The following is a 22,616-nucleotide window of genomic DNA, read 5'->3' on the forward strand; positions in this document are numbered from 1 at the left end:
AGTTCCTAAAATCCGTCATTCTGAATTTATTTCAGAATCTTAACTTATAGTTAAAAGCAGAAACAAGTTCAGCTTAACGAAAAAAATATGCTTAAGGCAGCTTTAAAATTCAGAATTCTAAGAATTCATAATATCTTCTATCTCGTCTGCTTCAATAGGAATATTGCGCATTAAGTTGAAAGGTTCTCCTTTTGGCTGAATTACCAAGTCGTCTTCCAATCTAATTCCAAATCCTTCTGCAGGAATATAAATTCCAGGCTCTACCGTAAAAACTTGATTCGCCTCCATAGGTTCTGTCAAAATTCCATAATCATGCGTGTCCAAACCAATATGGTGAGACGTACCGTGCATGAAATACTTTTTATAGGCTGGCCAATCTGGATCTTCATTTTTAACATCGGCTTTATCCAACAACCCTAAGCCAATAAGTTCAGAGGTCATTAATTTTCCCACTTCCACATGGTATTCTGCCCACATAGTTCCAGGAACTAACATTTTTTGAGCTTCATTCTTTACTCTATTCACCGCGTTATAAACTTCTTTCTGTCTTTTAGAGAATTTCCCGGAAACAGGAATTGTTCTAGACATATCGCTAGCGTAATTTGCATATTCTGCTCCGGTATCTAAAAGTATAAGATCTCCCGCTTTACATTGCTGATTGTTCTCTATATAGTGAAGCACGTTCGCATTGTTTCCGCTTGCTATAATTGGAGTGTATGCAAATCCATTAGATCTATTATTTAAAAATTCGTGCATATACTCCGCCTCGATCTGATATTCCCAAGTTCCGGGTTTCACAAAATTTAAAGTTCTCCGGAAAGCTTTTTCGGTTATATCACATGCCTTTTGCATAAGATCTAATTCTATCTGATCTTTTACAGAACGCAATCTTTGTAATATTGGATTGCTCTTCGCAACCTGGTGTGCAGGATATTTCTTCTTGCACCATTCTACAAATCGAGCTTCTCGAGTTTCGGTTTCAACATTTGCACGATAATGTTCATTGGTATTGAAATATACGGTCTCACATTGCGTCATCACCTCAAAGAAAACTTTGTCAAAATCTTTAAGCCAGTATACAGTTTTTATCCCGCTAGTTTCCAACGCTTTTTCTTTGGTTAACTTTTCACCTTCCCAAACAGCAATATGATCATTGGTTTCTGTTAGGAATAAGATCTCTCTGTGTTTCTCCAAGAGAGCGTCTGGGAATAGCACTAAGATACTTTTATCTTGGTCTACACCGCTCAAATAAAATATATCTCGCGCTTGTTGAAATGGCATAGTGCTATCTGCACCAATTGGGTAAATATCATTAGAATTGAAGACCGCTAAACTATTAGGCTTCATTCTAGCCATAAAGTTCTTTCTGTTCTTAATAAAAAGTTTTCGATCTATTTGGTCGTATTTCATGAAATTGAATTTAATTTTTTTAATCTATTCTACCTCTGTCAGGACATAATTCCCGTGAGATTTTCAAAATTAGGAAAGCTATTTTCAAAAGCTGTTAAACTAACTTTAAAAGATTTTAGATTTCTTTAACAAATGGCTTATTCATATAAATTCAATCTATTTCTAAGCTGAAGATTAGATTTTTGAAGTTTTTTAACCTGATTAAGTAAGTTCTCTACAGCCTCCAAGCCTTCTATGTTTATATGAAGATCATAATGCATTCTACGCAATTTTTCAAAATCGGAGATATTATCGCAATGCACATATTCTGTCTTTTCAACAGTTATAATTTCTAGCAATCCGCTATCATTCAAGCTCCTAATAAAAGTGCCTTCTACGCTGTATTTGGTGCATAAGTCTTCTGTGGCTACTAATTCTTCTAAATTCATGATCGTAATTTTTGAAGTTCTTGAAATAGTTCTTTTTCTTTAGCTGAAAGATCGGAAGGCATTTTAATTTGGTAGGTAATATACAAGTCTCCAAATTGTGCTTCTTTCTTGTATTTAGGAAAACCTTTTCCTTTTAACTTAACCTTGGTGCCAGATTGGGTTTCAGGTTTTACTGTTAATTTTACTTTACCGGTAAATGTATCAACAGTAATTTCTCCTCCCAATAATGCTGTATAGAAATCTAGGTCTACCGTTGCGTATAAATTCTCTTTCTCTCTTTTAAAATTGGTGTTGTTTCGAATATTGAACGTTATTAAAAGATCTCCTTTAGGTCCTCCCTGAACTCCTGGGCCTCCATGACCTTTAATTTTTATTGTTTGTCCATTTTCTACCCCGGCAGGGATAGTTAACCTAATATTTTTACCATTAACAGTGATGGTTTGTTTTTGGCTGGTATAGATATCTTTTAAATTAAGCTGAAGTTCTGCGTTAAAATCCTGTCCTTTAAAATGAGTGGTTCTACCTCTTCCTGTACCTCCTGCGCCAGCTCTTCCGCCGAACATTTCTTCAAAGAAATCTGAAAATCTATCATCATCAAAATTTCCGGAGTATTGTTGCTGGCCTCCGCCAAATCCACCAAAACCGCCTCCACCTTGAGAACGTTGCTGCTTAGCTTGTTCAAATTGGTCTGCATGTTTCCAGTCTTTCCCATATTCATCATATTTCTTTCTGTTCTCCGGGTCGCTCAAAACTTCATTTGCTTCATTGATTTGCTGAAATTTTGCCTGAGCGGTCTTATCATTCGGATTCAGGTCTGGATGAAATTTGCGTGCTAATTTTCTATATGCTTTTTTGATGTCTGCTTGGGTGGCAGATTTATCAAGTTCGAGAATTTTGTAATAGTCTATAAAATCCATGGATGTTTTTTCTGCTCTTGAAATTACTAAAAATGACGCTGCCAATGGGTTAAGCTTTTCAAAAATGTTGATATTTTAATATTTGATCAATTTTGAATATCAATTTGGAGGTTGGATAGTGAAGGGAATTAAAGATTGTGTTGCCAACTTTTGATAATCAAACTTCAACAATTATTAAAGTACTTTGAATTAGTTCTAAATTGAGGGTAAAATAGTTGCTAAAGTTTGTGAGTAACTATTTTCAGATGTATTTTTGCTGTTAAAATTTTATAAAATAATCAAACCAATGGGTGGATTACTAAAATCTTCAGTAGCGAAAAAGTTTGCTATGGCCTTATCGGGACTTTTTCTAGTTCTATTTTTAGCTCAGCATTTCACGATTAACTTAACTTCGGTGATAAGTCCGGATGTTTTTAATGAGCTTTCTCATTTTATGGGAACCAACTTTTTAGTACAGGCGCTATTGCAGCCGGTATTAATATTTGGAGTTTGTTTTCACTTTATAATGGGATTTGTATTAGAGATCCAAAACAGAAAGGCGAGAAGTATAAACTACGTACGTTATAATGGAAGTGCTAACTCTAGCTGGATGTCTAGAAACATGATCTGGTCTGGGGCGGTGGTATTAGCTTTCTTAGGACTTCACTTTTATGATTTTTGGGTACCAGAATTAGTTCACAAATATGTAGAATCTAATCCTGAAGATGCAACAAGATATTATGGAGAATTGGTAGAAAAGTTTCATAGTCCGGTTAGAACAGGACTTTATGTGTTGTCATTCATCTTTTTAATGCTTCACTTATTACACGGTTTCTCATCTTCTTTCCAATCTGTTGGTTTCAACAATAAATATTCTAAAGGATTAAGAGGCTTTACTGTAGCATACGCTATAGTTATTCCGTTAGGCTTTATTTTTATAGCACTTTTCCATCATTTTAATAACGTTTAATAGGAGAGATTTATGTCAGTTTTAGATTCGAAAATACCGGAAGGGCCATTATCAGATAAATGGACGAACTATAAGAATAACATTAACCTGGTAAATCCTGCCAACAAGCGTAATATAGATGTTATTGTAGTAGGAACAGGACTTGCTGGTGGTAGTGCAGCAGCAACTTTAGCAGAGCTAGGCTATAATGTAAAAACATTTTGCTACCAGGATTCTCCAAGACGAGCGCATTCTATTGCAGCTCAAGGAGGAATTAACGCATCAAAAAATTACCAAGGAGATGGTGACTCAGATTACAGATTGTTTTACGATACTGTGAAGGGTGGGGATTACCGTTCTCGTGAAGGAAACGTTTACCGTTTGGCAGAAGTTTCTGGAAATATAATAGACCAGTGTGTGGCACAAGGAGTTCCTTTTGCTCGCGATTATGGTGGATACTTAGACAATCGTTCTTTTGGTGGAGTACTTGTTTCACGTACATTTTATGCAAAAGGACAAACAGGACAACAATTATTATTAGGAGCGTATTCTGCAATGAACCGCCAGATTAACCGTGGAAAGATCCAATCTTTTAACCGTCATGAAATGATGGATGTAGTATTGGTAGGCGGAAAAGCTCGTGGTATTATTGCTAGAGATATGGTAACCGGAGCAATAGAGCGTCATTCTGCTCATGCCGTAGTATTAGCTTCTGGTGGATACGGTAACGTATTCTACCTTTCTACAAATGCTATGGGAAGTAATGTAATGGCTGCATGGAGAGCTCACCGTAGAGGTGCTTACTTTGCAAACCCTTGTTACACTCAAATTCACCCAACTTGTATCCCGGTTTCTGGAGATCATCAGTCTAAATTAACATTGATGTCTGAGTCTTTAAGAAATGATGGACGTATCTGGGTTCCGAAGAAGAAAGAAGATGCTGTAGCAATTAGAGAAGGAAAACTTAAGCCTACAGAGCTTAAAGAAGAAGATAGAGATTATTACTTAGAACGTCGTTATCCTGCGTTTGGTAACCTTGTTCCTCGTGATGTTGCATCTAGAGCAGCTAAAGAGCGTTGTGATGCCGGTTTTGGAGTAAATAAAACAGGAGAAGCAGTATTCTTAGATTTTGCAAGTGCAATTGAGCGTTACGGAAAAGAAAAGGCCTTTACAATGGGTCATAAAGATGCTTCTAAAGAAGAAATATATAAATTAGGTAGAGATGTTGTTGAAGCTAAATACGGAAACTTATTCCAGATGTATGAGAAGATCGTAGATCAAAATCCGTATAAAACTCCAATGATGATCTATCCTGCAGTTCACTATACCATGGGTGGTCTTTGGGTAGATTATAACCTTCAAACTACCATCCCTGGATGTTATGCGGCTGGAGAAGCAAACTTCTCAGACCATGGAGCAAACAGACTTGGAGCTTCGGCTTTAATGCAAGGTTTGGCAGATGGATATTTTGTACTTCCTTATACTATTGGAGATTATCTTTCTAAAGATATTAGAACAGGTAAGATTCCAACAGATACATCAGAATTTGATGCTGCAGAAAAAGAAGTTACAGATAGAATTAATAAGTTGATGAATGCTTCTGGGCAACATTCTGTAGATTCTTACCATAAGAAATTAGGGAAGATCATGTGGAATAAATGTGGGATGTCTAGAAACGCTACAGAACTTAGAGAAGCTATTGATGAGATAGCTGCTTTGAGAGAAGATTTCTGGAAGAATGTGAAAATTCCAGGTGCTGCAAATACTAAGAATGCCGAATTAGAAAAAGCAGGAAGAGTTGCAGATTTCTTAGAACTAGGAGAACTTTTTGCTAAAGATGCCTTACATAGAGAAGAATCTTGTGGAGGTCACTTTAGAGAAGAGTATCAAACTGAAGATGGAGAAGCATTAAGAGATGATGAAAACTTCAAATATGTAGCTGCGTGGGAATACACAGGGAAACCGGCCGATGCTATCTTGCATAAAGAAAACCTAGTATTTGAGAACATTGAATTGAAAACAAGAAGTTATAAATAGTAATGAGATAGTAGTATTGAGCAATTAGATCTCAATACCAAATACTCAATACTCAATACTTTAAAACATTATGAAGCTTACATTAAAAATATGGCGTCAAGAAAGTGCCGGAGCTAAAGGGAGAATGGTAGATTATCCAATTGATGGAATAGACGGTGATATGTCTTTTCTTGAAATGTTGGATGTTCTAAATGAAGATCTTGTTAACAAGGGAGAAGAACCGGTAGAGTTTGATCATGACTGTCGTGAAGGTATTTGTGGATCTTGTTCTTTACAGATCAATGGAGAGCCGCACGGTCCTGATAGATTTATTACTACGTGCCAGTTACACATGCGCACTTTTAAAGATGGAGATACCATCGTTATAGAGCCGTTTAGAGCAAAGGCATTTCCTGTTATAAAAGATCTTATAGTAGATAGAACTGCTTTTGATAGAATTCAACAAGCCTATGGATATGTTTCTGTAAATACTTCAGGAAATACTGTAGATGCTAATACTATCCCTGTACAGAAAGAGAATGCAGATGATTCTTTTAATGCAGCAACGTGTATTGGTTGTGGAGCTTGTGTAGCTGCTTGTAAGAATGCAAGTGCTATGTTGTTTACCTCTGCTAAAGTTTCTCAATATGCTTTACTTCCTCAAGGAAAAATTGAAGCTACAGAGAGAGTTCAGGCTATGGTAAGACAAATGGATGAAGAAGGATTTGGTAACTGTAGTAATACGGGTGCTTGTGAAATAGAATGTCCTAAAGGAATTTCTTTAGAGAACATCGCTAGAATGAATAGAGAATATATGGCAGCCTCTACAAAAGGTTAGAAAATAGTATCATTATAGATCAAAAAAATCCCGGATTCTAAAAGAGTCCGGGATTTTTATTTATTTCTAATACTTAGCGTATAGTGATGTTACTTATCGTTTTAATCTATTGTTTACGTAACCACGAACCAATTCTGTAGTAAGTCCAAACATAACATGTGCAAATAACTCATTGGCCTGCATTCTTAAAGGAATATCATTTGGCTTAGCTTCTAAGCCAACTATTGGTAAAGCAGTTTCATGAGTAGATGCCCAAGTGGTCGCTCCAAAAATAGCTCCATCTATTAACTTCATCTCATCTTTATTGCGCTTACCATACCCATAGGCAGCACCTAAACTTCCACCAAAAGGGAAATTAACTAATTGCTCTGCTAAGGCTTCGTTTTGAACAGAAATAGGACTTCCTGTGATCTTTGTAGAAAGATCATCAACTATCTTTAGCTGAGCAGATTTGTGTTCAATCTTTCTTACAGGCAAGAATTGTTCTATAGCACTTTTTACTGCTGTACCTGCCAAACCACCAATAAAACCTGCAACTAATCCGCGGGTAGTGTTGGAAGCAAAACTATTTTTTTCTAAAAAACTGTCAAGACTCATAATTGTAGAATTTGAAGTAAAACTATTTATATTCCTTTTTTCAGACAATCTTTTAACAGCTATTTAGCAAAGAAGCTTTTAGATTTTTTAAATTTACCTATGGCAAATATTTTAAGAACAGCAGTTATTCAGGCAGATCTTCATTGGGAAGATACTGCTAAAAATCTAGAATTATTTTCAGCTAATATAGCGACCTTAGATGATGGGATAGATCTTATAGTACTACCTGAAATGTTTAGTACAGGATTTTCTATGAATGCTGAAAAATTAGCAGAAGCTACAGATGGCCGAACTTTTAAATGGATGCAGAAAATAGTAAAAGATAGAAATACCGCTATAACAGGTAGTGTGATAATTAAAGATGGAGGAAACTATTATAACCGATTGTACTTCGTATATCCTGATGGCGCTTTCGAAAAATATGATAAGAGGCACACCTTTACTTTGGCGAAAGAAAACCTTACTTATACTGCCGGTAAAGAACGATTGGTAGTAGAATACAAAGGATGGAAGATCTGCCCACTTGTATGTTATGATCTAAGATTTCCTGTTTGGGCACGAAATACAGAAGATTATGATCTTTTAATTTACGTTGCCAACTGGCCGGAAACCAGAATTCATGCGTGGGATGTTCTATTACAAGCCAGAGCCATTGAGAATATGTCTTATTGTATTGGAGTGAATAGAACAGGACTTGATGGTAACAGTTATAAATACAATGGGCACACGGCTGTATATGATGGCTTAGGGGAACCTTTGATCGATTCTACTTCAGCTGAAGAGTTTATTAAAATTGTAGAACTTAATAAGTCTAAAATTGAAGAGCTGAGAAGTAAATTAAAATTTCTTCAGGATCGAGATCAGTTCAGCATAAAAGACTGATTAATATCCCAGTTCGCACGTACATCTATGAGATCGGGAAAATAAATAATCTGCTCCGGTTTAGTCTTCTTTAAATAATTTCCGGTATCCCATTTTCTGTTCTCGTTGGTATCATAAATAACTCTAATAAGATATTTTGCAGGATTCAGATAATCAAAACGAAGGGTGCTTTCAGAGTCTGAGAACTTTTCTGCTTTTACAACTCCTTTTTCATCTGTGAGTTGTACCAGAATAGGAAAAGATCTTACATTTTGAAGGTTTAGTGTTACATTCCCGTAATCTGAAAGTGCTTTTGTTCTAACAGTTTTTACAATACTATCATTCGTGCCATTATAAAAGTCTGTTACAGCACCCGGTAAAATACTCAGGTAATAGGTTTGATTTTCTGTCTTTTCAAATTTTACATGAAGGCTACTTTCTTTAGGTCTCAGTTCTGAGATAAAATCTACAGCTACAGAATCCTGATCTAAAACAGTGATCATGTCCTTATTAAAATCTACCAATGGAGTGGAAGACCTTAATATAAAGTCTTTTCCGAAATCTATATTGCCCGATGGCTCTGTGTTTATGCTTAAAGAGTCTTTTGGCAATTGAGTTATTCTTGTTAGCAGAGTATCTAGCGTTTCTGGGGTTTTTAGCGTAAACTTTAAAGTGTCAGAATCTATTTTAGGCTGAAACCAAAGGTTTAAACTGTCTTTGCCTTCCACCTTTGTCAGCGTGGTTTTAAAATCTGCAGGAGCTCCAAATATAGGTTCAATTTGAATACTATCTAGTTCTACATCACCTCGATATCCAATAAGAAGTTTTTGTAATCCTGTTTGTTTCGGTCTTTCAGGCTTAAAACTTAGAACTTCTTTAAATAGATTTAGTTCATAAATAGTATCTGTAGGAATTGTAATTGGCCTATCTAAAAATGCGATCTTTTCTTTTCCTGGGTCATATTTATAATTATTGTTTAGATCTTTTACAGCTACTAATTGATAGGTGCCTTCCTTTAAATTAGAAAGCTCAAATGTCTTTAAACTATCTAAGGTATTGGTAATATATCTTGGAGGTTGATTGTAGACCAAGGAATCTGAATAATTTTCGTCAATTTCATAAAGCATAACAGAGATAAAAGGATCTGCATCTTTAAGCAAAGCATCCTTCACGCTCCCCGAAACAGATAAAGAATCTATATAGCTTCCGGTTGAAAATACATATTTAAAGAAGGGTTGAGGGTTACCTTCATTATTATCTACTACACTTTGACCAAAGTTAAAGGCATACGTTGTATTCTCTTGTAAGGTATCTTTAATAATTATCTTGATGTATTTGCTGGGAGATCCCAAGGGTGTAATATCTGGTTTGGGATCCATTGGAGGAGAAACTATAATTTGTTTCTGTGCATTTTGAAGTTTTATATATTCATCAAAATAAATTCTAATTTCTTTCTGATCAAAGTTTACAGAGAAATTCTCTGGAGTTGCACGTACAAATTTTGGTGGGTCATTATCTTCAGGGCCTCCTGTAGGATTTCCCCTTTTTGCACATTGAACAAAAAGTAAAGCTATCGCCATTACTAATAATACAGATGCTTGCTTTTTCATTGAAGATAATTTTAGACAAAGAAACAATTATTTTTTATTTTCTTATTCAGTAAACGCCATACTTACAACGCTTATCTTTATTCCTGGAATGTCTGCAAGGATATTTGCGCAAGCTTCTATGGTTGCTCCTGTGGTAATTAGATCATCTACTAATAACACATGTTTATTTTTTAGTAATTCAGGATTCTGAACAACAAAGGTTTCCTCTATATTATTCCATCTTGCAAGCCTGCTCTTTAAGGTTTGGGTAGCTGTAAAAGATGTTTTTAAAAGAACATTATCAATATATTGAGCACTTATCACGTTAGCTATTTCTTTTCCAAAGTCTTCTACTTGATTGTAGCCTCTGCTTTTGAGTTTCTTTTTATGTAAAGGAACAGGTATAATGATATCAATATTCTTAAAATTGTCTACACTAGCTAGAGTATTCCCTGTCCAAATCCCTAAATACCCTCCAATTTCTTTTCTTCCTCTATATTTTAATTGATGGATTAAGGTTTGTACATTGCTTTTCTTATGGAAAAGAAGCAGGGAAGTTGCACTTTCTAGGCTTATCCTTCCATAAAATACTTTTGCAACAGGATTGTCGTTATGGAGATGATAATTGCTTACAGGAAGTTCATGAAGGCACTTTGTACAGATAACCTGTTCATTTTTAATGAGAATCTCTTCACAGATAGCACAATCTTTGGGATAAAATAGATTAATCAAATCGTGAAACATATGTTAATGAATTATAATTCTCTTTATTAAACTCTTAAATTTACAAACTAAATTACATTTTATGATGACTGAAACTAAAAGCAATACTGCTTTAAAAATATTAACAGGAATATTGGCTGTTGCGCTTATAGCGTTAGGGATATACACTGTAAAATTCTATAATGAAGAGAAGGAAAATAAAGCGATTCTTCAGAAAGAAAAAACCGTTATAGAAGATGAACTAAATGATCTTATAGTTAAGTACGATGAAGCTATTGCTAGCAACGATGTAATGGATCAGGATCTTGTAGAGGCAAGACAACGTATTGCAGTATTATTAGATTCTGTAAAGGATAATGATGCTAATCTTGTAATGATCTCTAGATACAGAAGAGAAATAGGAAACTTAAAGAGTGAAAAAGAAAGACTCTTTAGAGTGGTAGATAGCTTAAGCAATCAGAATAGAAGATTATCTACAGCTATAGATAGCACTAATACTATCTTGGCAGAACGCGTAAGAGTTTCAGATTCCCTGCAAGTTACCAATCAATCTCTTTCAACAAAAGTAGATCGTGCATCTCAATTAAAAATAACTTCACTTAAAGGAGAGGGTGTTATCGTGAGAAATAGCGGTAAACTGGTAGAAAACGATAAAACCGGAAGGATAGACCAAATTAGAACATGTTTTACTATTACAGAAAATGCTCTTGCAGAAGCTGGTGAAAAAATGATTTATGTGCAGGTTTATAATCCTAAGAATGAATTGGTGGGAGATCAAATAGCAGTTAATCATGACGGAGGAACTATGGTATACAGTGCACAATCTAAAGTTTTCTATGAGAATGAAGAATTAGATGTTTGTATACTATCAAAAACTAAAGAAGAAAAGTTAAAAGAAGGTACTTACAAAGTTTATGTGTATTCTGGTGCACAATTAATTGGAACCTCATCTTTTAGTTTGAGATAATTAATTTATTAAAAATCAGGAGCCGCCTTGATCATTATCAAGGCGGTTTTTTTATTTTTGCGATATGGCAAAACAAGAAGATTTATTTAAAAATGTGATTTCCCATGCAAAAGAGTATGGATATATATTCGCATCTAGTGAGATTTACGATGGTTTAAGTGCTGTTTATGACTATGGTCAAAACGGAGCTGAACTAAAAAAGAACATCAGAGATTACTGGTGGAAGAGTATGGTGCAGCTAAACCAAAATATTGTTGGTATAGATGCTTCTATCTTAATGCATCCGAAAACCTGGAAAGCATCTGGGCACGTAGATGCGTTTAATGATCCTTTAATTGATAATAAAGATTCTAAGAAGCGATATCGTGCCGATGTTCTTGTAGAAGATCATGCCGAGAAATTATTACAAAAAGCTCAAAAAGAGATAGACAAAGCGAAGAAGCGTTTTGGCGATTCTTTTGATGAGGAACAATATATTGCAACCAACGATAGAGTAAATAGATATCTTACTCAGCGAAAAGAGATCTTAGCACGTTTGGGATCTTCTTTAACTAAAGAAGATCTTAAAGATGTAAAAGCTTTAATTGAAGAGTTGGAAATTGCAGATCCTGACACTGGTTCTAAGAACTGGACAGATGTGCGTCAATTCAACCTGATGTTTGGTACTAAAATGGGCGCTTCAGCAGATTCTTCTTCAGATCTTTATTTAAGACCTGAAACTGCTCAGGGTATTTTTGTGAATTTCAGCAATGTTCAAAAAACCGGAAGAATGAAGATTCCTTTTGGAATTGCACAAACTGGAAAAGCTTTTAGAAATGAGATCGTAGCTCGCCAGTTCATTTTTAGAATGAGAGAGTTCGAACAAATGGAAATGCAATTTTTTGTGCGTCCTGGGGAAGAATTGAAATGGTATGAGCATTGGAAAGAAGCTAGATTAAAATGGCACCATTCCCTTAAACTTGGAGAAGAAAATTACCGTTTTCATGATCATGATAAATTGGCTCATTATGCCAACGCTGCGGCAGATATAGAATTTGATTTCCCATTTGGATTTAAAGAACTTGAGGGAATTCATTCCAGAACAGATTTTGATTTAAAAGCTCATGAAGAGCATTCGGGTAGAAAACTTAGATTCTTTGATCCAGAATTGAATGAAAATTATGTGCCTTATGTTGTAGAGACATCTATTGGACTTGATAGAATGTTCTTGGCAGTATTGTCATCATCTTTAAAAGAAGAAACTTTAGAAGATGGTTCTTCACGTACAGTTCTTAAATTACCTGCAGTATTAGCGCCAACGAAAGCGGCAATTTTACCTTTGGTTAAGAAAGATGGTCTGCCAGAATTAGCTAATGAAATTATTGAAGAGTTGAAATGGGATTTCAATGTTCAATATGATGAAAAAGATGCTATTGGAAGAAGATACCGCCGCCAGGATGCAGCCGGAACACCTTTGTGTATCACTGTAGATCATGATTCTTTAGAAGATAAAATGGTTACTGTAAGATATAGAGATACTATGGAGCAAAAAAGAGTAGCAATTTCAGAACTTGCCAGCATCATTCGTAAAGAGGTAGATTTTAAGAATTGGATGAAATAAAATAACTTTATTCTAGGATCTAAATATCATAGAGAGAGGCAATTAATCAATTTATTAATTGCCTCTTTTATTTATTTTATTTTTTAAATGACTATTTTTAATAATTATAATAGCTACAGGCACTTTTAACAAGAATATGACTAAAATTTTACCATTTTTAATTCTAATGCTTTTTTTGGTCTCTGTCCAAATATCGGCACAAAATAGAGAGATCTCCGGGCCGGTATTTATAGATTCTGCACAAGCCATTTCTACTTCTTCTTTCTCAAGTAAGAGATTAAGGATGGTGCCTCCGGTAGATGAATTTAAAATGTATAATCCTAGAAATAGAGGGATTAATAAGGTGGTTCCTGGTAAAGGCTTGCCAACTACCAAAAGCCCACTTACTCAGGTAAAAATGGGGAAAGTGCCGGGTAAAAATCCTAGTATTTCTTTTGATGCGGTAAGCTCAAGATCTACACCAACAGATCCTACAGGAGTTGCAGGACCTAATCATTATTTGAATGCCTGGAATTCTGCATTTTCAATCTTTGATAAAAGCGGAAATCAAATTGTCCCTCCAGCTTCCTTAGCAAGTTTGGGTGGAGAATTTACCAATGAAACCCTAGGAGATCCAATTGTGGTATATGATGAATTTGCAGACAGATATCTTATTTCACAATTTAGCGATACCCCAGAAAGTTTCCTCGTTGCCATATCTCGTGGACCAGACCCAACAAGTGATGGTTGGTTTACCTATAGATTCTCTACCAATGGGGCGTTACCAGATTATCCTAAAATCTCTGTATGGAGTGATGGTTATTATGTAACTACAAATAAGAACACCAACACCGCAAGTACAAGTCAGGTTATTTATGTGTTTGAAAGAGATAAGATGCTGGTAGGGGAAACAGCAAAAGTTATGTCTTTTCCACTTCCAGGTATTAATACTAACGGATTTTATAGTCCTGCAGGTTTTAGTGCAGAGGGTTCTGAAATGCCACCTAGGGGTAATTCTCCGATTATATACTTTCAGGATGATGCATGGGCAGGAGTTTCCGAAGATCATTTAAAGTTATGGAGTGTTAACGTAGATTGGAATACTCCAGATAATTCAATTATTAGACAATCTCAAGATCTAGGTGCAGCAAATGGAGTAACACCTTTTACTGCTACTTTTGATGGAGGTAGTTTTGTAAATCTTTCTCAACCTGGAGATGCTTTAGATATAGATGTGTTACAAGGCGCTATGATGTATATGACGCATTATAGAAGATTCTCCGGTTATAATTCTGCAGTTATGAACTTTGTGGTAGATGTAGATCCTACTTCTGCAGAGCATGCAGGTATAAGATGGTATGAATTGCGTCAAGAAAGTGGCGGCGGCCCTTGGAGCGTTTATCAAGAAGGGACCTATGCTCCAGATAAGAGTGATAGATTTAGCGGAAGTATAGGAATGGATAAAGAAGGAAATATAGGTTTAGGATATACAGTTTTAGATGATAGTCCTGCAGCTCCTATATTTCCTTCTATAAGATATACCGGAAGATTTGCAAATGATGAGTTAGGTAAAATGACGGTACAGGAAACTAGTATTGTAGAGGGTACTTCTCCCAATCCGGCTTCGCGATATGGAGATTATGCCCACTTAACCGTAGATGCCGCAGATGGATTAACTTTTTGGCATAATGCGGAATATTTTAGTGGTATAGAAAGGAAGAATAGAGTTGCAGCTTTTAAACTATCTCCAGATTTTGGTAATGACGTGGGAATTATAGCAGTAGTAGACCCATTTAATTCCAGCCTATCTAGTAGTGAACAAGTAACAGTAACAATTAGAAATTTTGGTAGAAATACCCAAACTAATATTCCTGTTACATACACTTTAGACGGAGGAACAGAAATTACAGAGACTTTTACTGGTACGCTTGCAGGAACAAGTTCTATGAATTTCACATTTTCTGTTCCGGCAAATTTGGGTAATGTAGGGCAAATCTATGAGATCACAGCCACTACAAATCTAGATGGAGATCAAGACAATACAAATGATAGTTTTACTACAGAGATAAAGAACTTATTCCCTAACGATGTGGGGGTAACTTCAATAGATGCACCTTCCACAGGATTAAAATTGTCTACTGCAGAAGATATAACAATTACCATAGAAAACTTTGGAGGAGAGGCTCAAACTAATGTTCCAGTTTCATATAAAGTAAGTAATAATACCACTGTGAATGAGATTTACGGAGGTACAATTCCTGTTGGAGAAAATGTGGTGTATACATTTTCGCAAAAAGCTAATCTATCATCATTTGGAAGATATCTAATTACCGCCAGAACAATTTTATCATCAGATAACAATCCAAGTAATGATGAGACATCTAAATCTGTTGCAAACCTAAACTGCATTCCTACCGGTTCTGACTGTGCATCGTTTGGAGATGGGATAAGCTATTTTGAACTGGGAGATATTTTGAATGAAAGAATTCCATGTGGAAATGGATATGCAGATTATATAGGTTTTTCTACAAATCTGGATAGATCTAAGTCTGGATTTGAAGTTACAGTAAAGACATTAACTGATGCCACTCCTAGCGAGAAGTTTTCACTTTGGATAGATCTAAACGATAATGGTGTTTTTAATGATGATGAAAGATTTATAACATCACAACCTATCCCACGGCCAAATACTCCTTTTTCGTATAATTTTGATCTACCAAAAAATGCAGCTTTAGGTCAGCATTTAATGAGAGTAAGAGCCGGGGATACAGATTTTGGTGGGGAGCTGGATAATCCATGTAGTGTTATGGATTATGGTACTACTCATGATTATTCAGTTAAAGTTACAGATAGTAGCATCAGCATAAAAGATTTTCTATTGAATGATGCCGATCTGGAAATTACCAGTCAAGAAAATGGTGTTTACAATATCTTCTTGGAAACAGATTTTGATCAAACTTTAAGGCTTACAGTTCATAACATTCTTGGTCAAAAAATGTTAGAGAATAAAGTAGAGAATGTTGGCGGTGGGTATTCTTATGATCTCGATATGTCTTACGCAGCAACCGGCGTTTATTTACTAAGAATAGGGACCCGAGATTTTGGACTCGTGAAACGCTTTATAGTAAAATAGAATTTTTTCAATTTTACGTTTAAAGTAAAAACGTGTTCAATTTATTTGAAACCTCTATGTAATCCTTATTTTTGAGGAAATTTAAACTTGCATGAAAATTATATCTTATAATGTTAACGGGGTTAGAGCGGCTATTAGAAAAGGGTTTATAGAATGGTTACAGCAAGCCAATCCAGATATTATTTGTTTACAAGAGATAAAAGCTAATCCAGATCAATTTGATGCGACACCTTTTGAAGAGATAGGATATAAATACCATTATTGGTATCCTGCTCAAAAGAAAGGATATAGCGGGGTGGCTATCTTGAGTAAATATGAGCCTAATAAGGTGGAATATGGTACAGGAATAGATTACATGGATTTTGAAGGGAGAAATATAAGAGCAGATTTTGATGGATTTTCTGTGATGAGTCTTTATTTACCCTCAGGAACTAATATTGCTAGATTAGAACATAAACTACAATATATGGCAGATTTTCAGGTTTATATTAATGAGCTAAAAAAGGAACTACCAAATTTAGTAATCTGTGGCGACTATAACATTTGCCATGAAGCCATAGACATTCATGATCCTGTAAGACTTAAGAACACTTCCGGTTTTTTGCCAATAGAGCGAGAGTGGATAGATGGTTTTATGAAAAACGGATTTATTGATTCGTTCAGGCACTTTAATCAAGAGTCAGATCAATACTCATGGTGGAGCTATAGAGCAAATGCCCGAGCTAATAACAAAGGATGGAGAATAGATTATAACTTGGTGTCCCAGCCTTTAAAAGATAAATTAAAACGAGCAGTGATCCTGCCAGAAGCCAAACATAGCGATCATTGTCCGATCTTAGTTGAATTAGAATATCCTTCAAATTAGTTAATATGATAAAAAAGTTCATTTTCCTAAGTCTGCTATGTGGGCTTTCTCTTACCTCTTGTGTATCTTCAAAAGTTCACAAAGATCTTCAGTCACAATACGATGCATCTCAGGCAAAGAATAAAAAGCTTTCCGAAGATCTTAAGGCTACAAAATCTAAATATGATGGCGAGCTCAATGTAGCACGTGCAGATTTTAATAAGCTTTCTTCAGATAGAGACCTTCTAAAAAGAGAGTTGGATCTATTAAATGAGAACTATGAGAACCTAAAGAAATCTTATGATGCTTTAGATGCAAATAGTTCTAGTGCACTTTCTGAAAATTCTAAAAGAAACAGAGAGCTTTTATTAGCTTTAGAAGAAAAGGAGAGAAAATTAGCTACAGAGCAAGATCGATTAACTAAACTTCAAAAAGATCTAAACTCAAGATCTAAGAGAATTGAGGAGCTTGAAGGTTTGATAGCTGCCAAGGATGCTAAAATGAATGCGCTAAAAACAGCTGTTTCCAACGCGCTTACCAATTTTGAAGGGAAAGGGCTTACCGTAGAGCAACGTGATGGGAAGGTGTATGTTTCTATGGAAAATAAATTGCTTTTTAGCTCTGGGAGTTGGACTGTAAATTCTGAAGGTAAGAAAGCCGTGCAGCAATTAGGTAGTGTGCTGGGTCAAAATCCAGATATAGCGGTACTAATAGAAGGGCATACAGATAATGTACCTTATGGAGGCAGTGGGCAACTTACAGATAACTGGGATCTTTCTACAAAAAGGGCTACTACAATAGTTCAGATCTTAAGAGAGAATTCTAAAATAGACCCACAAAATTTAACCGCAGCAGGACGTGGAGAATTTGCTCCTGTTACAAGTAATTCTACAGCAGAAGGAAAAGCTAAGAATAGAAGAATAGAAGTTATACTTACTCCAAAATTAGACGAAATAAGCAAAATGTTGCAAGAGGTAGATTAAGCTCTAGTGCACGCTTATCAAGGTTTCTTATTAAATTTAAACAAATGAAATATACCAAGCTTCCACAATCAAACATTCAGGTAAGTAAGATATGTTTAGGCTCCATGACTTGGGGACAGCAGAATACAGAAAGTGAAGGGCATGCGCAAATAGAGTATGCCTTAGATCAAGGAGTTAATTTTATAGATACCGCAGAGATGTATTCTATTCCTTCCAGAAAGGAAACTCAGGGTAGCACAGAAAAGATTATTGGATCCTGGTTTAAAAAGACCGGGAATAGAGATAAAGTGGTATTAGCTACTAAAGTTGCAGGTCCAAATCCATCAATGTCTTACATTAGGCCGAAACTTGGATTTAGCAAAGAAGCACTAAATGAGGCGGTGAACAAGAGTTTAGATCGTTTACAAACAGATTATATAGATCTATATCAATTGCATTGGCCGGAGCGTAATTCTAATTTCTTTGGGCAACGCGGATATAAAAGAGAGAAAGACGATGCTTGGGAAGATAATTTTCATGAGATTTTGGTTAATCTAGATGAATTGATTAAAGATGGAAAGATCAGAAAGATTGGGCTATCTAATGAGACTCCATACGGGGTGATGCGCTGTGTTGAGGAATCTAGAAAAGGCCTGCCTGCAATAAGTACTGTTCAAAATCCATATAGTTTATTAAATAGAAAAGATGAGATTGGCTTAACAGAGATTTATCATAGAGAAGATATTGGGCTTTTACCATACTCTCCACTTGGAATGGGAACTTTAAGTGGAAAATATTTAAAAGGAACTCCAAGCAATACAAGATTAGAACTTTTTCCTCAGTACAAAAGATATTCTAATAATAAAGCTATCGAGGCCACTGAGAAATATCTTCAAATTGCAGAAAAGCACGGCCTTAGTTTAACTCAAATGGCTTTGGCCTTTATAGAAAAGCAAGCCTTTGTTACAAGTACAATTATTGGCGCTACGACTATGGACCAGCTTAAAGAAAATATTAGCTCTATACACGTAGATCTTTCCGAAGAGATAATTAATGAGATAGAGGCGGTACAGGAATTAATTCCTAATCCTGCTCCTTAATTTAGGGGAGTTGCTAATGAAGAGTGAAGAAAGGAGGTATTCTTAGAGGACGTTGCCTTTATGTGATACCATTCTGAAGATCTTCCTAAGATCTGAATGGTATCTCCTTGCGCTAATTTTTGTATGATTTCTGAATTTTTTACAGAATTAGAATTGCGAAGATTCGCATTTCTTGTTACTAATCCATTCAAATGATTTGGATAGAAATTTTCATTATTCAGTGGCTTTACATCATTCTGTTTAATAAAATGATAGGGATTAATTGCTCCCCGGTTGCTACGATAAATACCAAAATGCAGGTGAGGTGGTGTGGTTCTGGCATTACCGGTATTTCCCACAAATCCTAAAGTGTCTCCAGCCTTTACTTGGTTTTTATTAATAGAAGCAATACTGTCTAAATGCGCATAATATAAAGATTGACTTCTTTTTAGATCTCTCAACCAAACCTGTTTTCCACCTAATCCTTTTTCGCCCATGTAGGTTATTCGGCCTGCGGTGCTGGCAATTACAGGTGTACCTCTTTTAGCAAAAATATCAACCCCTTCATGAGCTCTTTTTCCACCATCTCTTTGGGCACCCCAAAAACTTTGTGCGTCCCGATTCTTACCACCAGCCACAGGAAATAGGTATGCTGGAGATCTATTTATTTTTATGTTGAAATAGGAGCCAGCATCTATCTCTGGTTGAATAATCACCTTGTAAAGCTTATCTTCAGCAATTTCTAATTGAAGTTTTTGCTTCCCGAATTCTGAACCTATTATATTCTTAAACCCTGAAGTTTCTAATGTGAATATATCGATGAAAGCAAGGGATGAGGTAGAATCTAGCTTAACTTCAACAGAGAGTAAATCTCCTCGATGCAATTCTATTAAATAAGAATATACAGAAAAGCTCTTCGGAAAAAATCTTCCAGATTCCTGATAGGGGAGATCTATCGCCACGCTATCATAAACCAATGCTTTTTGCTTCTCATTTTCCCAGATCTTAAAAATATCATCATTAATATATAGATCTCTTTTATAAATTTCTTGGGCAGAAGAATGAGTGAGTAGGTCTTTAGCTTTATTAATTTTAGAGCAGCTTGCCAGCACCAAAATCAAAAAGAATAAAAATAAGATCCTATCGTTCATTAACTAAAATTTTGGAATGAAAATGCAGTAATTATGCCAGACTTAACTGAATAGAAAGCTTACCACATCTTCAATTCTCGAAACTTTTTGAACTTTTATACCGTAGTTGTTGTTTGGAAGCTTGGATTGTTTTGAGATCATAATGGTGGAGAATCCCAGTTTTTCTGCTTCCAGAATGCGTTGCTCTGCACGTGGTACTGGCCTTATTTCTCCGGCAAGACCTACTTCAGCCGCAAAACAAATATCTTTTTCTATGGCTACATCTTCGTTAGAAGATAAAATTGCAGCAATAACAGCGAGGTCTATAGCAGGATCATCCACAGAAATTCCCCCGGTAACATTTAAGAATACATCTTTTGCACCTAATCTAAATCCAGCTCGCTTTTCCAGAACAGCCAGAAGCATGTTCAATCTTTTAGCATTATAACCTGTGGTAGAACGCTGAGGTGTTCCATAAACCGCTGAACTTACCAAAGCTTGTATCTCAATCATTAAAGGTCTCATTCCTTCCAGAGTAGAAGCAATGGCGGTACCACTAAGACCTTCTTCATTTTTAGAGATAAGGATCTCAGATGGGTTAGCTACCTCCCTAAGTCCGCTTCCTTGCATTTCATAAATTCCAAGTTCATGGGTAGATCCAAATCTGTTCTTATGAGCTCTTAAAATCCTGTACACATGATTTCTGTCTCCTTCAAACTGCAAAACAGTATCTACCATATGTTCCAGCACCTTTGGCCCGGCAATACTACCTTCTTTGGTAATATGTCCAATAAGTATAACAGGCACTCCGGTTTCTTTAGCGAATTTAATAAGCTCTGCCGTACATTCTCTAACTTGGGAGATACTTCCCGGAGAACTTTCTATATAATCGCTATGAAGCGTTTGTATGGAATCTATAATAACTATTTCCGGCTGTAACTCTTCTATCTGTTTAAAGATATTCTGAGTTTTGGTCTCTGTGAGTATATAACAATTTGCCGGCTCTGGATTGATTCTTTCTGCACGCATTTTTATTTGCTGCTGACTTTCTTCTCCAGAGACATATAGGGTTTTATGAGGCAGATGTAACGATATTTGTAAGAGCAGGGTGCTTTTTCCAATTCCGGGTTCCCCACCAAGTAAGGTAAGTGATCCTGGTACAATTCCTCCTCCTAAAACCCGGTTAAGTTCAGCGTTACGTGTATCTAACCGGGGTACTTTAGAATATTCTATTTCTGCAATCTTTAATGGCTTAGCAGTTCTTTTAACTTCTCTAGTAGCTTGAGGTTTCCAATCTTTTTGATCTGGCTTTTGTACAACTTCTTCAACTAAAGTATTCCATTCTTTACAGGAAGTGCATTGGCCTTGCCATTTGGAATGTTGTGCACCGCAATTCTGACAATAAAAGGTAGTTTTAGTCTTAGCCATAGAAATGATAACAGAATTTAATTTTTAACAGGGATTAATACCCAAAGTCTTTTTTGATCTGATCTGCCTTATCTAGCATATAATCTACCGTTAAAAAAGAGATAGGCTTTTGGCCATACCCTTTTTGATAGTTTCTCATAGCTCTTTTCGGGTTTCCGGTTTCTTCATCATATCTAGCTTCAAAAAATGCCGCAAGCATAGTACCAGGATAATTTTTATCTGCTAGTTTAGAAAGTTTTTCAAGATCGTCCCATTTTTCGGTTTTTTCCATAGCCTTATAAACGGCCATCAAATCATTAAGCCTAATGGTTTTCTCTATTCTATAAAGCGTTTCAATATCCTCGTATTTTTCAACTAAATAATCATAAGAAGACACAGAGGTCTGCAAAAGTACGCGGTTATAATCTAAAATAGAAATTGGTCTGTAAACATTAAATATTTGCTCTATTGCTTTTGGAATAGCATTTCCAACAAGCGAGTAATGAGTAGCATTTTCAAAATTGTCGAAATTATAGTGAAGTTGTTTGTTATCTATTGCCTTCAGCTTTGTGTTAAAACTTAAGATCTCATCTTTTAAATTTGGAATATCTTCTGAAGAAGTTGTGAGATAATACCACACCGGAGTTTCAGTTTTACTTAGAGCGCTTACTACTCTTTCCTGCATCTCTGGGGCCAGATCTGGGCTTAGATTTATATAACCTTGAAATAATGGGCTTTCTTTTAAAAGATAGTAATTGATGAAATTGGATGTGAAATCATGTCCCATGGCTACCCTAAAAGGTACAGTTCTATAATTAGAGTCTAAGAAGGGCATAAGCTCCATTCCTATAAATTCAAAAAAGGCAGCACCGGTATCTGAAGGTAAAAATGTTTTTTCATTATAGAAAGCATCGGCATTGCGTGTGTCTTGTTGATTTATTCCAACAACGATCATTTCAGGAATATCTTCCCAATAGGAGTAATAATCAACATTTCCTGCAACAGGCTCAAACAGATAATCACCATCCAGAACTATAAGTACCGGATATGCTTTTTCTTTGTTTTGATCGTAATTTCTTGGGAGTTGAATTTTTAATTCACGGTCTTCCCCTAATTTAGAGGATTTGATTGTCTTGTAGATTGTTTGTGCTGAAAGTAGGGTTGGCATCAGCAGTACCAATAATAGTAGTTTTTTTAGCATAGGTTAA

At 35.7% G+C, this 22,616-nt stretch carries 19 protein-coding genes; 10 read left to right on the forward strand and 9 right to left on the reverse strand.

The window, feature by feature from the left end; translation table 11 throughout:
- Positions 1–117 precede the first annotated feature (117 nt).
- The 3 genes from BLT84_RS04980 to BLT84_RS04990 all read right to left on the reverse strand — a co-directional run bounded on the left by BLT84_RS04980 (position 118) and on the right by BLT84_RS04990 (position 2,755).
- Positions 118–1,410: an aminopeptidase P family protein gene (locus BLT84_RS04980; protein ID WP_091263322.1), complete on the reverse strand. Its 1,293-nt coding sequence runs from the start codon at positions 1,408–1,410 to the stop codon at positions 118–120.
- Between the two features lie 137 nt (positions 1,411–1,547).
- Complete coding sequence (locus BLT84_RS04985) at positions 1,548–1,838, reverse strand: chaperone modulator CbpM (protein ID WP_091263324.1); 291 nt, start codon at positions 1,836–1,838, stop codon at positions 1,548–1,550.
- On the reverse strand, positions 1,835–2,755 hold the full coding sequence (locus BLT84_RS04990; protein ID WP_091263326.1) for a DnaJ C-terminal domain-containing protein: 921 nt from the start codon (positions 2,753–2,755) through the stop codon (positions 1,835–1,837). The genes BLT84_RS04985 and BLT84_RS04990 overlap by 4 nt, the downstream gene beginning before the upstream one ends.
- Before the next feature lie 286 nt (positions 2,756–3,041).
- On the opposite strand from BLT84_RS04990, the gene BLT84_RS04995 reads away from it, so the two are divergent.
- The 3 genes from BLT84_RS04995 (at position 3,042) to BLT84_RS05005 (ending at position 6,537) form a co-directional block, all read left to right on the forward strand.
- Entirely contained in the window at positions 3,042–3,704 is a 663-nt protein-coding gene (locus BLT84_RS04995) for a succinate dehydrogenase cytochrome b subunit (RefSeq protein WP_034886995.1), read from the forward strand.
- 12 nt (positions 3,705–3,716) lie between these two features.
- The gene (locus tag BLT84_RS05000; protein WP_034886994.1) at positions 3,717–5,720 is read left to right on the forward strand and encodes a fumarate reductase/succinate dehydrogenase flavoprotein subunit; all 2,004 of its coding nucleotides are present in this window, start codon (positions 3,717–3,719) and stop codon (positions 5,718–5,720) included.
- A gap of 70 nt (positions 5,721–5,790) precedes the next feature.
- On the forward strand, positions 5,791–6,537 hold the full coding sequence (locus tag BLT84_RS05005; RefSeq protein WP_034886993.1) for a succinate dehydrogenase/fumarate reductase iron-sulfur subunit: 747 nt from the start codon (positions 5,791–5,793) through the stop codon (positions 6,535–6,537).
- A gap of 93 nt (positions 6,538–6,630) precedes the next feature.
- Here BLT84_RS05005 and BLT84_RS05010 read toward each other — a convergent pair whose 3' ends face one another.
- Positions 6,631–7,134 carry a DUF1440 domain-containing protein gene (locus tag BLT84_RS05010; protein WP_034886992.1) on the reverse strand — a complete coding sequence of 168 codons (504 nt, stop codon included), beginning with the start codon at positions 7,132–7,134 and terminating at the stop codon, positions 6,631–6,633.
- A gap of 99 nt (positions 7,135–7,233) precedes the next feature.
- Here BLT84_RS05010 and BLT84_RS05015 point away from each other — a divergent pair, with 99 nt between their 5' ends.
- Positions 7,234–8,016 carry an amidohydrolase gene (locus BLT84_RS05015; RefSeq protein ID WP_091263328.1) on the forward strand — a complete coding sequence of 261 codons (783 nt, stop codon included), beginning with the start codon at positions 7,234–7,236 and terminating at the stop codon, positions 8,014–8,016.
- Here the strand turns inward: BLT84_RS05015 and BLT84_RS05020 are convergent.
- Positions 7,995–9,605, reverse strand: a complete 1,611-nt coding sequence (locus tag BLT84_RS05020; protein WP_091263330.1) for an Ig-like domain-containing protein — start codon at positions 9,603–9,605, stop codon at positions 7,995–7,997. The two genes, BLT84_RS05015 and BLT84_RS05020, sit on opposite strands and share 22 nt — an antisense overlap.
- Before the next feature lie 42 nt (positions 9,606–9,647).
- A complete protein-coding gene (locus tag BLT84_RS05025) occupies positions 9,648–10,328 on the reverse strand; it encodes a ComF family protein (RefSeq protein WP_091263332.1) in 681 nt (226 codons plus the stop codon).
- A 61-nt stretch (positions 10,329–10,389) separates the two neighbouring features.
- Between BLT84_RS05025 and BLT84_RS05030 the strand changes: the two genes are divergently transcribed.
- The 6 genes from BLT84_RS05030 to BLT84_RS05055 all read left to right on the forward strand — a co-directional run bounded on the left by BLT84_RS05030 (position 10,390) and on the right by BLT84_RS05055 (position 18,892).
- On the forward strand, positions 10,390–11,274 hold the full coding sequence (locus BLT84_RS05030; RefSeq protein ID WP_231929487.1) for a hypothetical protein: 885 nt from the start codon (positions 10,390–10,392) through the stop codon (positions 11,272–11,274).
- A gap of 64 nt (positions 11,275–11,338) precedes the next feature.
- A complete protein-coding gene (locus tag BLT84_RS05035) occupies positions 11,339–12,874 on the forward strand; it encodes a glycine--tRNA ligase (RefSeq protein ID WP_091263336.1) in 1,536 nt (511 codons plus the stop codon).
- Positions 12,875–13,010: 136 nt separating this feature from the next.
- Positions 13,011–15,986: a GEVED domain-containing protein gene (locus BLT84_RS05040; RefSeq protein WP_091263338.1), complete on the forward strand. Its 2,976-nt coding sequence runs from the start codon at positions 13,011–13,013 to the stop codon at positions 15,984–15,986.
- 91 nt (positions 15,987–16,077) lie between these two features.
- The gene (locus BLT84_RS05045) at positions 16,078–16,851 is read left to right on the forward strand and encodes an exodeoxyribonuclease III (RefSeq protein WP_034886985.1); all 774 of its coding nucleotides are present in this window, start codon (positions 16,078–16,080) and stop codon (positions 16,849–16,851) included.
- A gap of 5 nt (positions 16,852–16,856) precedes the next feature.
- Positions 16,857–17,813, forward strand: a complete 957-nt coding sequence (locus BLT84_RS05050; RefSeq protein WP_034886984.1) for an OmpA family protein — start codon at positions 16,857–16,859, stop codon at positions 17,811–17,813.
- 44 nt (positions 17,814–17,857) lie between these two features.
- Entirely contained in the window at positions 17,858–18,892 is a 1,035-nt protein-coding gene (locus BLT84_RS05055) for an aldo/keto reductase (RefSeq protein WP_091263340.1), read from the forward strand.
- On the opposite strand, the gene BLT84_RS05060 is transcribed toward BLT84_RS05055, so the two are convergent.
- The 3 genes from BLT84_RS05060 to BLT84_RS05070 are packed head-to-tail and all read right to left on the reverse strand — an operon-like array spanning position 18,889 to position 22,609.
- Positions 18,889–20,022: a M23 family metallopeptidase gene (locus BLT84_RS05060; RefSeq protein WP_091263342.1), complete on the reverse strand. Its 1,134-nt coding sequence runs from the start codon at positions 20,020–20,022 to the stop codon at positions 18,889–18,891. The genes BLT84_RS05055 and BLT84_RS05060 overlap by 4 nt on opposite strands.
- Before the next feature lie 42 nt (positions 20,023–20,064).
- Entirely contained in the window at positions 20,065–21,429 is a 1,365-nt protein-coding gene (radA, locus tag BLT84_RS05065) for a DNA repair protein RadA (protein ID WP_091263345.1), read from the reverse strand.
- Positions 21,430–21,463: 34 nt separating this feature from the next.
- On the reverse strand, positions 21,464–22,609 hold the full coding sequence (locus tag BLT84_RS05070) for an alpha/beta hydrolase (protein WP_034886980.1): 1,146 nt from the start codon (positions 22,607–22,609) through the stop codon (positions 21,464–21,466).
- Positions 22,610–22,616: the final 7 nt, after the last annotated feature.

Origin of the sequence: Gillisia sp. Hel1_33_143, assembly GCF_900104765.1 — a bacterium.
Lineage (GTDB): Bacteria > Bacteroidota > Bacteroidia > Flavobacteriales > Flavobacteriaceae > Gillisia.

Bases quoted from the DNA above. Each gene is read 5' to 3' on its own strand.
- BLT84_RS04980 (WP_091263322.1), bottom strand. From the start codon at position 1,410: ATGAAATACGACCAAATAGATCGAAAACTTTTTATTAAGAACAGAAAG.
- BLT84_RS04985 (WP_091263324.1), bottom strand. From the start codon at position 1,838: ATGAATTTAGAAGAATTAGTAGCCACAGAAGACTTATGCACCAAATAC.
- BLT84_RS04990 (WP_091263326.1), bottom strand. From the start codon at position 2,755: ATGGATTTTATAGACTATTACAAAATTCTCGAACTTGATAAATCTGCC.
- BLT84_RS04995 (WP_034886995.1), top strand. From the start codon at position 3,042: ATGGGTGGATTACTAAAATCTTCAGTAGCGAAAAAGTTTGCTATGGCC.
- BLT84_RS05000 (WP_034886994.1), top strand. From the start codon at position 3,717: ATGTCAGTTTTAGATTCGAAAATACCGGAAGGGCCATTATCAGATAAA.
- BLT84_RS05005 (WP_034886993.1), top strand. From the start codon at position 5,791: ATGAAGCTTACATTAAAAATATGGCGTCAAGAAAGTGCCGGAGCTAAA.
- BLT84_RS05010 (WP_034886992.1), bottom strand. From the start codon at position 7,134: ATGAGTCTTGACAGTTTTTTAGAAAAAAATAGTTTTGCTTCCAACACT.
- BLT84_RS05015 (WP_091263328.1), top strand. From the start codon at position 7,234: ATGGCAAATATTTTAAGAACAGCAGTTATTCAGGCAGATCTTCATTGG.
- BLT84_RS05020 (WP_091263330.1), bottom strand. From the start codon at position 9,605: ATGAAAAAGCAAGCATCTGTATTATTAGTAATGGCGATAGCTTTACTT.
- BLT84_RS05025 (WP_091263332.1), bottom strand. From the start codon at position 10,328: ATGTTTCACGATTTGATTAATCTATTTTATCCCAAAGATTGTGCTATC.
- BLT84_RS05030 (WP_231929487.1), top strand. From the start codon at position 10,390: ATGATGACTGAAACTAAAAGCAATACTGCTTTAAAAATATTAACAGGA.
- BLT84_RS05035 (WP_091263336.1), top strand. From the start codon at position 11,339: ATGGCAAAACAAGAAGATTTATTTAAAAATGTGATTTCCCATGCAAAA.
- BLT84_RS05040 (WP_091263338.1), top strand. From the start codon at position 13,011: ATGACTAAAATTTTACCATTTTTAATTCTAATGCTTTTTTTGGTCTCT.
- BLT84_RS05045 (WP_034886985.1), top strand. From the start codon at position 16,078: ATGAAAATTATATCTTATAATGTTAACGGGGTTAGAGCGGCTATTAGA.
- BLT84_RS05050 (WP_034886984.1), top strand. From the start codon at position 16,857: ATGATAAAAAAGTTCATTTTCCTAAGTCTGCTATGTGGGCTTTCTCTT.
- BLT84_RS05055 (WP_091263340.1), top strand. From the start codon at position 17,858: ATGAAATATACCAAGCTTCCACAATCAAACATTCAGGTAAGTAAGATA.
- BLT84_RS05060 (WP_091263342.1), bottom strand. From the start codon at position 20,022: ATGAACGATAGGATCTTATTTTTATTCTTTTTGATTTTGGTGCTGGCA.
- radA (WP_091263345.1), bottom strand. From the start codon at position 21,429: ATGGCTAAGACTAAAACTACCTTTTATTGTCAGAATTGCGGTGCACAA.
- BLT84_RS05070 (WP_034886980.1), bottom strand. From the start codon at position 22,609: ATGCTAAAAAAACTACTATTATTGGTACTGCTGATGCCAACCCTACTT.